The sequence below is a fragment of the Streptomyces sp. NPDC018610 genome, from assembly GCF_044391765.1.
GTDB lineage: Bacteria > Actinomycetota > Actinomycetes > Streptomycetales > Streptomycetaceae > Streptomyces.
The window spans coordinates 966,068-980,544 of sequence record NZ_JBISAL010000001.1 but is presented as its reverse complement, the minus strand read 5'-3'; the positions used below and the strand labels follow the sequence as shown (position 1 = coordinate 980,544).

Here is a 14,477-nt window from a genome sequence, read left to right as displayed (position 1 = left end):
TCACCCGGAACGTGTGCCGGTCAGCTCGCCCGAACGCGGGCCGGTCAGCCGCTGAACCCGGCCACGTTCTCCTTCGTTACCACCTTGACCGGCACCTTCACCGTCGACTCGACCTTCTTGCCCTGGGTCGCCTTCAGCGCGTTGTCCACGGCGATCCTGCCGAGCTGGCTGGGCTGCTGCGCCACGGACGCGTACAGCGTGCCCTTCTTGACAGCGGTCAGGCCGTCCGGCGTGCCGTCGAAGCCGACGACCTGGACGGACGTGCCGGCCTTGGAGCCGAGCGCCTTGACCGCGCCGAGCGCCATCTCGTCGTTGGCGGCGATCACGCCCTGCACGTCCGGGTGCGCCTGGAGCAGGTTCGACATCACGTCGAGGCCCTTGGTGCGGTCGAAGTCGGCGGGCTGCTGGGCCAGCACCTGGATGCCCGGGTAGGCCTTGAGGCCCTGGGCGAAGCCGGCGGCGCGCTCACGGGCGGCGGAGGTGCCCGCCTGGCCCTGGAGGATCACGATCCTGCCGTGTCCGCCCAGCTTCTCGGCGATGGTCTTGGCGGCCAGCTCGCCGCCGGCGACGTTGTCGGAGGCGACCAGCGCGTCCGTCTTGGCGTTGTTGACGCCGCGGTCCACGGCGATGACCGGGATGTCGGCCTTGTCGGCGGCCTTCACGGAGTTGCTCGCCGCGTCCGAGTCCACCGGGTTGACGATGATCGCGCCGAGGCTGGAGCTCGTGAAGTTCTGGAGCTGGTTGGCCTGCTGGGAGGCGTCGTTCTGGGCGTCGGTGACGGTCAGGTCGATACCGAGCTTCTTCGCCTCGGCCTGCGCGCCCGACCGGATCTGCACGAAGAACGGGTTGTTCAGCGTGGACAGGGACAGGCCCATCTTCGGGGTGGTGGAGGAGGAGCCGGTGTGCAGCAGCGAGGTCGCGGCCACCAGGGCCACGGTGACCACGGCCGCCAGGCCGTACGTCGCCGCCTGCTTGCCCTTGCCGCCGCCGCTGCCGGTGCCCGCGGCCTGCGGGGTGGCGCCGGCCTTGCGGCGCACGGTGTCCAGCAGCACCGCCAGCGCGATGACGACGCCGATGACGACCTGCTGCCAGAACGCGGACACGGACAGCAGGTTGAGGCCGTTGCGCAGCACGGCGAGGATCAGCGCGCCGATCAGCGTGCCCGACGCCTTGCCGGTGCCGCCCGCCAGGGAGGCGCCGCCGATGACGACGGCCGCGATCGCGTCCAGCTCGTAGCCGTTGGCGGCCTGCGGCTGGGCGGAGGACAGCCGGGCGGCGAGCACGATGCCCGCGGCGGCGGCGAACAGCCCCGACAGGGCGTAGATGGCGAGCTTCTGCCGCTTGACCCGCAGACCGGAGAGGCGGGCCGCCTCCTCGTTGCCGCCGATCGCGTACATGGAGCGGCCGATGTAGGTACGGCCCAGGATCAGCGCGGTGATCAGGCCCATCACGACCATGACCAGCACGGGCACCGGCAGCCAGCCGCCGAGCGTGTCGCCCAGGTGGGAGACGGAGTCCGGCAGGGCGATCGGGGAGCCCTGGGAGATGACCAGGGACAGACCGCGGCCCACCGACAGCATGGCCAGCGTCGCGATGAACGGCGGCAGCTTGCCGTAGGAGATCAGGAAGCCGTTGACCAGCCCCGCGGCGATGCCCGTGGCGATCGCGAGCAGCACCGCGAGGACGACGGGGACGCCGTGCGAGGTGGCGCTCCAGGCCAGCACGGTCGCCGACAGCGCGGCCACCGAGCCGACCGACAGGTCGATGCCCGCCGAGACGATGACGAAGGTGACGCCGAAGGCGAGGATGGCGGTCACGGCCGCCTGGACGCCGATGTTCAGCAGGTTGTCCGTCGTCAGGAAGTCGCCGGACAGCGCCGACAGCGCGATGACGAGGACGATCAGCGCGGTGAGCGCGCCGTTGTCGAGGAGCAGGCGGCGCAGACCGGAGGCGCTGCCCGCTCCCGCCTTGCTCTTGAGCGTGTCAGTGGCCACGGGGGGCCTCCTCTTCGGTCGTGTCGTGGGAGGGGGTGCTGACGGCGAGCGCCATCACGGCGTCCTGGGTGGCCTGACCGGCCGGCAGCTCGCCGGCGATCCGGCCCTGCGCCATCACCAGGACCCGGTCGCTCATGCCGAGCACCTCGGGCAGATCGCTGGAGATCATCAGGACGGCGGCGCCGGCGGCCGTGAGTTCGTTGATGAGCTGGTAGATCTCGACCTTGGCGCCGACGTCGATGCCCCGGGTCGGCTCGTCGAGGATGAGGACCTTGGTGTTCGCCAGCAGCCACTTGCCGATGACGACCTTCTGCTGGTTGCCGCCGGACAGGGTCCGCACATGCTGGCCGAGACCCGCCATCCGCACGCCCAGCTGCTCGGCGATCCGCTCGGCGGCGGTGTGCTGGCCCTTGAGGTCCACGAGTCCGGCGCGGGTCGCGGACCGCAGCGTGACCAGTCCGAGGTTCTCCTCCACGGAGGCGTCCAGGACCAGGCCCTGCCCCTTGCGGTCCTCGGGCACCAGCCCGATCCCGGCGGCCATGGCGGCGTTCACGTCGTGCCGCCTGAGCTCGGCGCCGGCGACCTTCACGGTCCCGCGGTCGTACGGGTCCGCGCCGAACACGGCCCGCACGACCTCGGTACGTCCCGCTCCGACCAGCCCGGCGATGCCGACGACCTCGCCGGCGTGCACCTGGAAGCCGATGTCGTGGAAGACCCCGTCACGGGTGAGCCCGTCGACGGTGAGCAGCGCCTCGCCCTGCTCGGGCCGCTCGCGCGGGTACTGCTGCTCGATGGAGCGGCCCACCATGAGCCGGACGAGCTCGTCCTCGGGCGTCGAGGCGGGCACCTGGCCCACGCTGCGCCCGTCCCGGATGACCGTGACCCGGTCGCCCAGGGCGGCGATCTCCTCCAGGTGGTGGGTGATGAAGACGATGCCGACGCCGTCGGCGCGCAGCGCGCGCACGATCGCGAACAGCTTCTCGACCTCCTCGGAGGTGAGCACGGCGGTCGGCTCGTCCATGATCAGCACCCGGGCGTCCAGGCTGAGCGCCTTGGCGATCTCGACCATCTGGAGCCGGGCGATGCCGAGTTCGCGCACCCGGGCGCGCGGCGAGACGTTGACGCCGACCCGCTCCAGCAGCGCGGCGGCGTCGGCCTCCATGCGCCCCCGGTCGATCATGCCGAAGCGGCGCGGCTGGCGCCCCAGGAAGATGTTCTCGGCGACCGTCAGGTCCGGTACGAGGTTGAACTCCTGGTAGATGGTGGCGATGCCGAGGCGCTCGGCGTCCTGCGCGCCATGGATACGGACTTCCTGACCGCCCGCGAGGATCTTTCCGGCATCGGGGGTGTAGGCGCCGGAGAGCATCTTGATCAGGGTGCTCTTGCCCGCGCCGTTCTCGCCGAGCAGCACGTGCACCTCGCCGCGGCGCAGGTCGAAGTCGACGCTGTCCAGCGCGACCACGCCCGGGAAGGTCTTCCGGATCCCTTCGATGCGCAGCAACTCGTCCGGGTCGCTCACGACGTGCTCCTTTGCACTGGGGAGGGGGTCTCGCCGCACGAGCGACGCACGACGAGACGGGCGGGGAGGGTGACGGACCGCGGGGTCCGTCCCTCGATGCGGTCGACCAGGGCCCGTACGGCGGCCCGGCCCAGCTCGCCCGTGGGCTGGGCGATCGCGGTGACCGGCGGATCGGTGTGCACGAACCAGGGGATGTCGTCGAAAGCGGCCAGCGCGATGTCGTCCGGCACCCGCAGCCCGCGGGCGCGCACCGCGTCCAGCGCGCCGAGCGCCATCAGGTTGTCGGCGGCGAAGACGACGTCGGGCGGCTCGGGCAGGTCGAGGAACCCCTCGGTGACCCGCCGTCCGCTCTCGGCCTGGAAGTCGCCCTGGCCGGTGTAGGCGTCGGGCAGCGGCAGGCCGTACTCGGCCAGGGCCGCCCGGAACGCCCGCACGCGCTCGCTGCCGGTCGTGGTGGCCGCCGGTCCCGCGATGATCGCGAGCCGCCGGTGCCCGAGCCGGTGCAGATGCTTGACGAGGTCCCCGATCGCCTCGCGGCCGTCGGCCCGTACGACGGGCACGTCGACGCCCGGGATCCACCGGTCCACGAACACCATCGGCGTCCCCGCCCGTGCGGCGTCCAGCATCAGCGGCGAGCCGCCGTCGGTGGGGGAGACGAGCAGCCCGTCGATCCGGCGGTCCAGCAGGGTCCGCACATGATGATCCTGCAGGTCGGGCCGCTCATCGGCGTTCCCGATGATGACGCTGTACCCGAGCGCGCGGGCCTCTTCCTCCACGGACCGGGCCAGCTCGGTGAAGTAAGGATTCAGCACGTCGCTGATGACCAGCCCGAGCGTGCGGGTCTGGTCGGTGCGCAGCGACCGGGCGACGGCGTTCGGACGGTAGCCCAGCGCCTCGACGGCGGTCAGCACGCGCGTACGGGCGTCGTCGCTGACCGACGGATGGTCGTTCAGCACCCGCGAGACCGTGGCGACCGACACCCCCGCCTCGGCGGCGACGTCCTTGATGCTCGCCATCGCGTTCCACCTCCTCGTGGAATCGATTACACGGAGGATTGGAATCGATTACACGAGATCGAGACAAGGGGGTGGGGGTGGCTGAAACCTAATCGTGACCCGGGGGTGGGGGTGCGTTCCGCGAGGTGAGCGGCGTGGGCTCGGCCCGCGAGGCGGCGGGGGCTGTCCGGCTCCGTGGCCGGATCAATCCCCGGCCGGAGGCGAGGCGGTCGGCGGCCGTCGGCGAGACCGGAGCCCGGAATCCCGGCCGCGCGGGAGTCCGGGCACGGTTCACTCGGCCGAGGGGCTACTCGGATACGTCGGCGTCCTCGGTGAAGAGGTCCTCCGCCTGGGCGACCGTGAGGGAACGCTCCAGCCACGCGTCGAGGAGGGAAAGTTCGGTGCAGGTGGTGATGCGCTCGCGCACGCTGTCCGTCACGGGGACGCCGCGTAGCTCCCGTACGCAGAGGATGCCTTCGGCCTTGCCTTCCAGGTACGCCGTCTCGCGGACCGTTCCACGGCCGGGGAAGTAGGTGACGAAAGGCATGTTTTCCTCCTCGTTTCTTTCAGGTCGGCGTTTCACCCGAACCAGCGGCCACGCCGCCGAGAGTTCGCACCAGACGACCTTTCCGCGGTCGCCGTTGCGGGAGAGGGGCTGCCAGCCCCAGAGGTCGGAGCAGGCTCTGACCAGGGCGAGTCCGCGTCCTTCCTCCTGGTCGACGACCGACTCCAGGGGGACGGGTGGCTCCGGGGGTGCGGGGTCGGCGTCCCACGCCCCGATCCGCAGGACGCCGGCGGAGAAGCGGAGGCGGAGGGCGGCGGGGCCCTTGGTGTGCAGCACGGTGTTCGAGATCAGCTCGGTGGCGAGGAGTTCGGCGGTGTCCACCAGGCCGATCAGACCGTGGAGGGTGAGGATCAGCCGCAGGGTGCGGCGGGTGACGGTGACGGCGCGGGGGTCGTTGGGGATGTGGAGGGAGTACTCCCAGGGGGCGGGGGCGGTTTCGGGCATGGGGCATCGACTCCGTTGTGTAGGGGGGAGTTCGCGTGCGGTGGCATTGCCGCAGCCGTCTGGGCGCGACGGCGCGGCGCACTTCCGCTGCGTGGTCCTTACGTCACTGACAGTAGGTCATAAATTTAAGTCGGGGCAACCTGGTCGCGTAATCTGACACCGAACGAGTAGTCGCGCCAGCGTTGTTGAGGGAGGGTGTTGTGCCGGTACGACGGCATCCCACGGCCCGTCAAGCCCGGCTGGGCGCGGAGCTGCGGAGGTTGCGCGAGGCCGCAGGCCTCAAAGCCACAGAAGCGGCAAGCTTGCTCGGCGTGAACTCGGCACAGATGAGCCAGATCGAGTCCGGCGCCTCAGGCGTGAGCGAAGAGCGAGTACGCAGGATGGCCGCGAACTACGCCTGTGACGACACCGAGTTGATCGCGGCCTTGGTCGAGATGACTGCTGTCCGTACTCGTGGCTGGTGGGAGGAGTACAGAGGGGTGCTCCCTGCCGCTTATCAGGATCTTGCCGAGCTCGATCACCATGCTCGGTTTCGCCATGACGTCGCAGTGATCCACGTGCCAGGGCTGTTTCAAACGGCGGAATATGCCAGGTCGCTCTTCGCTTACATGAACCCGGAGTTCCCAGAGGATGAGGTGGAACTGCGGGTAGGGCACAGGATGAGGCGCAAGGTTGTCATCGAAGGTTCTGACCCGATGCCGTACGAGACAGTGATTCACGAGGCTGCGCTGAGGATCAGGGTCGCCGGTCGAGCGGCCACCCGGGCGCAGTTGGAGGGCATCTTGGAGATGTCCGAGGCGGACCATGTGACGGTGCAGGTCATTCCCTTCGTGCTGGATGACTTCGCGGGAGCTGGGAGCACTATGGTGCATCTGGGTGGAGCGGTCCCTCGGCTGGACACTGTGGTGCGTGATGCCCCTCATGGGACGGCCTTCATTGACTCCGAGGCCCAGTTGGAGCATTTCCGAAAACTCTTCCGTGCGGTGAGGGCGGAGTCGCTCTCTCCTGCGCGGTCGCGAGACCTCATTCACCAGTTGACCAAGGAACTGTGAGGACCAGCATGGCAACCCCCATCACCTGGCGGAAGTCGTCTTACTCGGGCGGCGGTGAGGGCAACGACTGTGTGGAGATCGCCGAATCGCCTGCTCGCATAGCCGTGCGCGACTCCAAGGGCCCAGCCCGAGAGACCCTGACCTTCCCGGCCGGTGTCTTCTCCACCTTCGTGGAGGCCCTGAAGACCGCGCCTACGACCACGGCACTGTGAGCCGCCCTGTGAACACCCGCACCACCTGGCGGAAGTCCTCCTGCTCTGGCGGCGGTGACGGCAACAACTGCGTGGAGGTCGCCACCTCCCCCACCCACGCCGCCGTCCGCGACTCCAAAGCCCCCGCCCGAGCCATCCTCACCTTCCCCGCCCCCGCCTTCACCGCCTTCGTCGGGGCTCTGAAGGACCCGCAGGGGCACCTGACGCGCACCGATGCCCTGGAGGCGTGAGGTGCGTCGGGCGGCGGCGCTGTCCGACGCGGAGGTCCGCCACGCCGAGCAGGAGTTGGGGATCCTGTTCCCCGGGGAGTACCGGGAGTACCTGCTGCGGCGCAACGGCGAGGGGCGGGTGAACCGGCTGCGCCGGACCGCCGACGGCTGGGGCTGGGAGGGGGACTCCCGCACCGACCACGCCCTGCTCGGCACCGACTTCCCGCACCCCGATTCCTACCGCGACCAAGAAGACCTGCTGGACGCGCGCGAGCCGCTGCGCGAGGACTTCGCGGACGAGGACGCCCACCGGGCGGCCTGGCGGCGGTGGGACGACGAGTACGGGGAGTCGCAGGACCGCAAGACCGCCGGCGCCGTGTGCGTCCAGGACAACGGCTGCGGCTTCGCGACGCTGCTCGTCGTCACCGGACCGCACCGGGGCGAGATGTGGTTCGACGCCCGTGCCTCCTGCGACCTGATCCTCCCGATGCGGCTGGGAGGCGAGCCCGTCTCGTTCGCGCAGTGGTTCGAGCACGGCTGCGAGAAGCTGGGCGTCTGGTGACGGGCGCCCCGGCGCGGGGACGGGCGGAGCCGTCCGCGCCGGCGCGACGTCCGGCCGCACCCCCCGCGTAGGACCCGCACCCCCCGCGAGAACCCCGCGGACGCGGATCAGCGCGGATCGGCGTGGGCGGCCCGCCACTGGCGTGGGGACATCCCCGTGTGCGACCGGAAGGCGCGGGAGAAGGCGTCGGCCTGGGGGTAGCCCCAGCGGGCCGCGATGGCGTGGACGGGGACGTCCCGCAGCGCGGGGGCGATCAGGTCCCGGCGGCAGCGTTCCATGCGCTGCTCGCGGAGGAAGGCGCGCGGTGTGGTGCCGTTCCGCTGGAAGATGCGGTGCAGGTAGCGCACGGAGATGCTGTGCGCGCGGGCGATGTCCTGCGGTGACAGCCCGGGCTCGTGCAGGTGCTCGCCGATGTGGGCGACGATGCGCAGGTACATCGCCTCGGTGCCCGAGGCCGGCGGCGCGGTCGCGTCCCGGCCGAGGTGGTGGCGCAGCAGCGCGGTGAGCAGGTCGAGCGCCGTGTCCTGGAGGGCCACCGCGTCCTGCGGCGTGCAGGCGTCGTGCTGCGCGGCCACCTCGGCCAGGAACGTCGCGAAGACGCGCCCGACCCCCTCCGTCGCCGGAAGCGAACGGCCGCACAACTGCCGGAACGTCCGCTCGCCGCCGCGCAGCAGACGTTTGGGGAACTGGAGGATCAGGGTCCCGGTCGGGATCGGCCCGGTGAAGGTTCCGAACGAGTGGGAGCTGTCGAAGAACCCGACGTCCCCGCGCCGCAGCAGGCTGCTCTGCCCGAACTGCTCGATGCCCACCTCGCCGGAGGTCACGAGCGCGGCGTGGTACATCTCCGGGTCCGACTGCCGGACCAGTCTCGGTGTCCGCTGCGCCTCCACGGCGGTGTGCGAGAGGACGGAGATCTGCCCGGTGCCCAGCGGCAGCACCTCGATGCGCCCCTGCGGGACCGCGCCGTCGAGGAAGCGCACCCGCTGGGTCACCTGGGCCATCGCCATCGTCTCGACCCAGACGTCGGCCCGCTCCCGCTCCGCCAGTCCGGCGGTGTCGATCACTGTCGCTCTCACTGCCGTCCTCGTCCGCCGATGGGCCAGCTGCCGCAGTCGAGTCAAAGGCACCGGTGCGGCGGGCGACAGTGCGTTCCGCGCCAACAACCGTGCGCCCGGGGCCAATACGCGGCGCGAGCGCGTCGGAGATCTTGGAGTGCCCCGGCCGGCCGGGTCGGGGCCGCGCTCACCACCCCGGGAAACGAGGAGTCATGTCCACCAGAACACGACACCGTCTCGCCGCACGGCTCGCCGCGCTCCTCGGCGTCGTCGGCCTGTCGCTCGGCGCGTCGGCCCTGCCGGCCCCCGCGGCGGCCGGGACGGCGACGCCCCCGACGGGCCTGAACGGCGTCACGATCACCAACGTCAACAACGGCCGCGGTCTCGACGTGCAGAACGGCAACACCGGCGACGGTGTCTTCGTCGTGACCAACAGCTCGCCGGGCTATCACCAGAAGTGGCGCATCAGCCCCGATCCCTCGGACAGCTCGTTCAGCATCGTCAACTCCGACACCGGCAAGTGCGTGGACGCGGGTACGCCGCTGCGGCAGCAGTCCTGTGACGGCCGGGCGAGCGAGCAGTGGTACTTCCAGCCCGTCACGGGCCGGACGGACACCTTCATGATCCGGCAGAAGCGCGACAACACCTGTCTGGACGTCTGGTACGCGGGCAACTACGACGACGCCTGGACCGACAACTACTCCTGCAACGGCACGGGCGCGCAGCGGTGGACCCTGTCGGGGACGGGCACCGCGGCCAAGGACGCGTTCGCCCTCGCGGTCGACTACGCGGCCGCGCGGTGCGCCAAGGACACCTCGACCTGCTCCTGGAGCACCCGCGGCCAGACGCCGGCCGCCCCGCTGCCCAAGCAGTGCGTCTCCCCGGTCTGGTACAACGGCTCGCAGGACCCGGCCGGGTACACCTTCAGCATCCACACGCAGACCGGATGGTCCAGCACGCTCGGATGGCAGCTGACGGCGTCACTGGGCTCCGGCGGGGCGTCCCCCGTCGCGGCGTCCGTGGCGAGCACCGTCTCGGGCAACGTGACCCTGAGCGTCACCGAGGACCTCGGCAACTCGGTGTCCGCGACGATCCCGCCGAACCAGTACGGCTGGGTCGCCCTGTCGGAACTGGCCACCAAGGTGACCGGTACGTGGACGTTCGACAAGAGCGGCTTCGCGTGGACGGCCGACGACACCCTCACCGTCCCGCTCAAGGACGACCCCACGGCCGGGGCCAGCATCTACAGCGTGCAGACCAGCACCACCTTCACCAACTGCCAGTCGTAGCCGGTCGCGGCCGGAACGCGGTCCGCCGGGCGCCCGGCGGACCGCGCTCCGGCGTGGTCCGGTGGCCCCGCGCCGGCCCCGCTGTCAGACCCCACCGGTACCGTCGCCTCATGACCACTGAGGCGAGCCGGGGGGCGGGGCGGACGACGGGGGACGGGGAGCGGCGCTTCGCCACCCTCGAAGGCGTGCTCGAGCGGATCACGTACGCCAACGAGGAGAACGGCTACACCGTCGCCCGCGTCGACACCGGCAGAGGCGCCGGCGACCTCCTCACCGTCGTCGGCGCGCTGCTCGGCGCGCAGGTGGGGGAGTCGCTGCGGATGGAGGGCCGCTGGGGCTCCCATCCCCAGTACGGCAAGCAGTTCCACGTCGAGAACTACACGACCGTGCTGCCCGCGACCGTGCAGGGCATCCGGCGCTACCTCGGCTCGGGCCTGGTCAAGGGCATCGGGCCCGTGTTCGCCGACCGGATCACGCAGCACTTCGGCACCGACACCCTCCGGATCATCGAGGAGGAGCCCAAGCGGCTCGTCGAGGTGCCGGGGCTCGGGCCGAAGCGGACCAGGAAGATCGCCGACGCCTGGGAGGAGCAGAAGGCGATCAAGGAGGTCATGCTCTTCCTCCAGACCGTCGAGGTGTCCACCTCCATCGCCGTGCGCATCTACAAGAAGTACGGCGACGCCTCGATCTCCGTGGTGAAGAACCAGCCCTACCGGCTGGCCGCCGACGTCTGGGGCATCGGCTTCCTCACCGCCGACAAGATCGCCCAGTCCGTCGGCATCCCGCACGACAGCCCGGAGCGGGTCAAGGCCGGCCTGCAGTACGCGCTGTCCCAGTCCGCCGACCAGGGCAACTGCTACCTGCCCGAGGAACGGCTGATCGCGGACGCCGTCAAGCTCCTCCAGGTCGACACCGGTCTGGTCATCGAGTGCCTCGCCGAACTGGCCGCCGAGCCCGAGGACGGGGAGGACCCCGGCGTCGTACGGGAGAAGGTCCCGGGCCCGGAGGGCGGCGACCCCGTCACCGCCGTCTACCTCGTCCCCTTCCACCGCGCCGAACTCTCCCTCTCCGCCCAGCTCCTGCGACTGCTGCGCACCGGCGAGGACCGGATGCCGGCGTTCCGCGACGTGGCCTGGGACAAGGCGCTCGGCTGGCTGAGGGGCCGTACGGGGGTCGATCTCGCGCCCGAGCAGGAGGCGGCCGTCAGGCTGGCGCTGACCGAGAAGGTGGCCGTGCTGACCGGCGGCCCGGGCTGCGGCAAGTCCTTCACGGTCCGCTCGATCGTGGAGCTGGCCCGCGCCAGGAAGGCGAAGGTGGTGCTCGCCGCGCCCACCGGACGCGCGGCCAAGCGGCTCGCCGAGCTGACCGGCGCCGAGGCCTCCACCGTCCACCGGCTGCTGGAGCTCAAGCCCGGCGGCGACGCGGCCTACGACCGGGACCGCCCGCTCGACGCCGATCTCGTGGTCGTCGACGAGGCGTCCATGCTGGACCTGCTGCTCGCCAACAAGCTGGTCAAGGCCGTGCCGCCCGGCGCGCACCTGCTCTTCGTGGGCGACGTCGACCAGCTGCCCAGCGTCGGCGCGGGCGAGGTCCTGCGCGACCTCCTCGCCGACGGCGGCCCCATCCCGGCTGTCCGCCTCACCCGGGTGTTCCGCCAGGCCCAGCAGTCGGGCGTGGTGACCAACGCGCACCGCATCAACTCCGGGCAGCACCCCCTCACCGACGGCATGAAGGACTTCTTCCTCTTCGTCGAGGACGACACCGAGGAGGCCGGCCGGCTCACCGTGGACGTGGCGGCGCACCGGATCCCGGCCCGGTTCGGCCTCGACCCGCGCCGCGATGTGCAGGTGCTCGCGCCCATGCACCGCGGTCCGGCGGGCGCGGGCACGCTCAACGGGCTGCTCCAGCAGGCCGTCACCCCCGGCCGCCCCGATGTGCCGGAGAAGCGGTTCGGCGGACGCGTTTTCCGGGTCGGCGACAAGGTCACTCAGATCCGTAACAACTACGACAAAGGGCAGAACGGCGTCTTCAACGGCACCGTCGGCGTCGTCACCTCGCTCGACCCGGTCGAACAGCGCCTGACGGTGCTGACCGACGAGGACGAGGAGGTGCCGTACGACTTCGACGAGCTGGACGAGCTGGCGCACGCCTACGCGGTCACCATTCACCGCTCCCAGGGCAGTGAATATCCCGCCGTGGTGATCCCGGTCACCACGGGAGCCTGGATGATGCTCCAGCGCAACCTGCTCTACACGGCGGTGACCCGGGCCAAGAAGCTGGTCGTCCTCGTCGGCTCGCGCAAGGCGATCGGCCAGGCGGTGCGCACGGTGTCGGCGGGACGGCGCTGCACGGCGCTGGATTTCCGCCTCAAGGGCGCCTGAAGGCGCCGGACGGCCGAGGAACAGGCGCGGGAGCCGCCGGAAGGGGAACGGTCGACAGGGGTCGGCAGGAAGAGAAAAGGCCGACAAAACGGATCCAACCGGGCCTGGTTTCCGTCCGTCCGGCAGGCCGGCGAGAAAAATGATCGATCAAACGAGTCGCAAAGGTCACAGAGCACTTCCCGTGACCCGGTCGAGGGGGCAGGATGAGCAGGTTGGCGGCACTGAGTGCCGCCGATAGGCCCAATGGTCGACCCCGAGTGCACTCTCCTGAGCCAAATGGGGGATGGTAGAGACAGTCAGGGCACCTCGAAGATGAGGCACTACGTCGGTGAGGGAAGACGTGAGCGACAACTCTGTAGTACTGCGGTACGACGGCAGCGAGTACACCTACCCGGTGATCGACAGCACCGTCGGCGACAAGGGCTTCGACATCGGGAAGCTGCGCGCCCAGACCGGTCTGGTGACTCTGGACAGCGGCTACGGCAACACCGCCGCCTACAAATCCGCCGTCACCTACCTCGACGGCGAGGAGGGCATCCTCCGGTACCGCGGCTACCCCATCGAGCAGCTGGCCGAGCGCTCCACCTTCCTGGAGGTGGCCTACCTGCTGATCAACGGTGAGCTGCCGACCGTCGACGAACTGACGACGTTCAAGAACGAGATCACGCAGCACACGCTGCTGCACGAGGACGTCAAGAACTTCTACAAGGGGTTCCCGCGCGACGCCCACCCGATGGCGATGCTGTCCTCGGTCGTCTCGGCGCTGTCCACCTTCTACCAGGACAGCCACAACCCGTTCGACGAGAAGCAGCGCAACCTCTCGACCATCCGCCTGCTCGCCAAGCTTCCGACGATCGCGGCGTACGCGTACAAGAAGTCGATCGGTCACCCGTTCGTCTACCCGCGCAACGACCTGAGCTACGTCGAGAACTTCCTGCGCATGACCTTCTCGGTCCCCGCCCAGGAGTTCGAGCTGGACCCGGTCGTCGTCTCCGCGCTGGACAAGCTGCTCATCCTGCACGCGGACCACGAGCAGAACTGCTCGACCTCCACGGTCCGCCTGGTCGGCTCCTCGCAGGCCAACATGTTCGCGTCGATCTCGGCCGGCATCAACGCCCTGTGGGGCCCGCTGCACGGCGGCGCCAACCAGTCGGTGCTGGAGATGCTGGAAGGCATCCGCGACTCGGGCAACGACGTCGACACCTTCATCCGCAAGGTGAAGAACAAGGAGGACGGCGTCCGCCTGATGGGCTTCGGCCACCGGGTCTACAAGAACTTCGACCCGCGCGCCAAGATCATCAAGGCCGCCGCGCACGACGTGCTCTCCGCGCTGGGCAAGGAGGACGAGCTCCTCGACATCGCCCTCAAGCTGGAGGAGCATGCCCTCTCCGACGACTACTTCGTCGAGCGCAAGCTCTACCCGAACGTCGACTTCTACACCGGTCTGATCTACCGGGCCATGGGCTTCCCGACCGAGATGTTCACGGTCCTGTTCGCCCTCGGCCGCCTGCCGGGCTGGATCGCCCAGTGGCACGAGATGATCAAGGAGCCGGGCTCCCGCATCGGCCGCCCGCGCCAGATCTACACCGGCGTGGTCGAGCGCGACTTCATCCCGGTCGAGGAGCGCTGAAGGGCGTAGCCCCGTAGCCGCGACGGCTTTTTCCAGGGCCCCGTGCCCCGCCTGCCGGCGGGGCACGGGGCCCTGTGTGTGAGCGGAGGCGCGCGGGAACACGTGTGCGCGAAGGAAGTGTGAGAGCGCGAGAAACCCGGTCCGCGCGAGGGGGCGCGGGAGCACGGGCACGCGCCCGCGCGTGAAGGAGTGCGGGAAAAGCGGAAGGCGCCCCGGTGCGCCGGTCCCCCCACGGGCCGACGGCCAGGGCGCCTTCCCATGTCCCGGTGCGGATTCCCCCCACGGGATCCGGCCGGGCGTCTACAGGGACCAGCGCCTGAACCGCTGTGAGTAGGACGGGCGCGACCCGCCGTACTCCTGTACTGCCTACTGCTGTGCGATCTGCCGGGACAGCGCACCTCCGGGAGGGCCGCTCAAAGCTTCCCGGTGTGTACGTGCCCCGGCGACGCTCCCCCAAGCTCTCAACTCCGTTGGAGCAGGGGGTACCCCCATCCGAGAAAGTCCCCCAAGACAACCTCGGACCGTCAGTCCGCGCCCCCCAAGACGCTTCCTGACATCGCCAAACTTAGA

General features: G+C 70.2%; 11 protein-coding genes and 1 pseudogene. 7 read left to right on the top strand and 5 right to left on the bottom strand.

Features of this window, described 5'->3' with window-relative positions; all coding sequences use genetic code 11:
* Positions 1-44 precede the first annotated feature (44 nt).
* The 4 genes and pseudogenes from ACH5A8_RS04295 to ACH5A8_RS04280 form a co-directional block, all read right to left on the bottom strand.
* The gene (locus ACH5A8_RS04295) at positions 45-1,994 is read right to left on the bottom strand and encodes a substrate-binding domain-containing protein (RefSeq protein WP_398997751.1); all 1,950 of its coding nucleotides are present in this window, start codon (positions 1,992-1,994) and stop codon (positions 45-47) included.
* Positions 1,984-3,513: a sugar ABC transporter ATP-binding protein gene (locus ACH5A8_RS04290; RefSeq protein WP_398997749.1), complete on the bottom strand. Its 1,530-nt coding sequence runs from the start codon at positions 3,511-3,513 to the stop codon at positions 1,984-1,986. The genes ACH5A8_RS04295 and ACH5A8_RS04290 overlap by 11 nt, the downstream gene beginning before the upstream one ends.
* Positions 3,510-4,529 carry a LacI family DNA-binding transcriptional regulator gene (locus tag ACH5A8_RS04285; RefSeq protein ID WP_398997747.1) on the bottom strand — a complete coding sequence of 340 codons (1,020 nt, stop codon included), beginning with the start codon at positions 4,527-4,529 and terminating at the stop codon, positions 3,510-3,512. Before ACH5A8_RS04285 ends, ACH5A8_RS04290 begins: the two co-directional genes overlap by 4 nt.
* Before the next feature lie 577 nt (positions 4,530-5,106).
* Positions 5,107-5,517 (bottom strand): annotated as a pseudogene (locus ACH5A8_RS04280) (ATP-binding protein); the annotation flags it as partial.
* Between the two features lie 200 nt (positions 5,518-5,717).
* On the opposite strand from ACH5A8_RS04280, the gene ACH5A8_RS04275 reads away from it, so the two are divergent.
* The 4 genes from ACH5A8_RS04275 to ACH5A8_RS04260 are packed head-to-tail and all read left to right on the top strand — an operon-like array spanning position 5,718 to position 7,552.
* Entirely contained in the window at positions 5,718-6,569 is an 852-nt protein-coding gene (locus ACH5A8_RS04275; protein WP_398997745.1) for a helix-turn-helix domain-containing protein, read from the top strand.
* A gap of 8 nt (positions 6,570-6,577) precedes the next feature.
* A complete protein-coding gene (locus ACH5A8_RS04270; RefSeq protein ID WP_398997743.1) occupies positions 6,578-6,781 on the top strand; it encodes a DUF397 domain-containing protein in 204 nt (67 codons plus the stop codon).
* A gap of 8 nt (positions 6,782-6,789) precedes the next feature.
* On the top strand, positions 6,790-7,011 hold the full coding sequence (locus ACH5A8_RS04265) for a DUF397 domain-containing protein (RefSeq protein ID WP_398997741.1): 222 nt from the start codon (positions 6,790-6,792) through the stop codon (positions 7,009-7,011).
* A 1-nt stretch (position 7,012) separates the two neighbouring features.
* Positions 7,013-7,552, top strand: coding sequence for an SMI1/KNR4 family protein (locus tag ACH5A8_RS04260; protein ID WP_398997739.1), 540 nt, complete (start codon positions 7,013-7,015; stop codon positions 7,550-7,552).
* Between the two features lie 107 nt (positions 7,553-7,659).
* Here the strand turns inward: ACH5A8_RS04260 and ACH5A8_RS04255 are convergent, their stop codons facing one another.
* Positions 7,660-8,628, bottom strand: a complete 969-nt coding sequence (locus ACH5A8_RS04255; RefSeq protein ID WP_398997737.1) for a helix-turn-helix domain-containing protein — start codon at positions 8,626-8,628, stop codon at positions 7,660-7,662.
* Positions 8,629-8,819: 191 nt separating this feature from the next.
* Between ACH5A8_RS04255 and ACH5A8_RS04250 the strand changes: the two genes are divergently transcribed.
* The 3 genes from ACH5A8_RS04250 to ACH5A8_RS04240 all read left to right on the top strand — a co-directional run bounded on the left by ACH5A8_RS04250 (position 8,820) and on the right by ACH5A8_RS04240 (position 13,907).
* A complete protein-coding gene (locus ACH5A8_RS04250; protein ID WP_398997735.1) occupies positions 8,820-9,896 on the top strand; it encodes an RICIN domain-containing protein in 1,077 nt (358 codons plus the stop codon).
* 110 nt (positions 9,897-10,006) lie between these two features.
* Complete coding sequence (locus ACH5A8_RS04245) at positions 10,007-12,277, top strand: ATP-dependent RecD-like DNA helicase (RefSeq protein WP_398997733.1); 2,271 nt, start codon at positions 10,007-10,009, stop codon at positions 12,275-12,277.
* 340 nt (positions 12,278-12,617) lie between these two features.
* Positions 12,618-13,907 (top strand): citrate synthase, encoded by a 1,290-nt coding sequence (locus tag ACH5A8_RS04240; RefSeq protein WP_398997731.1) that lies wholly within the window; start codon positions 12,618-12,620, stop codon positions 13,905-13,907.
* The last annotated feature ends 570 nt before the right edge of the window (positions 13,908-14,477 follow it).

Bases quoted from the DNA above. Each gene is read 5' to 3' on its own strand.
- ACH5A8_RS04285 (WP_398997747.1), bottom strand. From the start codon at position 4,529: ATGGCGAGCATCAAGGACGTCGCCGCCGAGGCGGGGGTGTCGGTCGCC.
- ACH5A8_RS04270 (WP_398997743.1), top strand. From the start codon at position 6,578: ATGGCAACCCCCATCACCTGGCGGAAGTCGTCTTACTCGGGCGGCGGT.
- ACH5A8_RS04250 (WP_398997735.1), top strand. From the start codon at position 8,820: ATGTCCACCAGAACACGACACCGTCTCGCCGCACGGCTCGCCGCGCTC.
- ACH5A8_RS04245 (WP_398997733.1), top strand. From the start codon at position 10,007: ATGACCACTGAGGCGAGCCGGGGGGCGGGGCGGACGACGGGGGACGGG.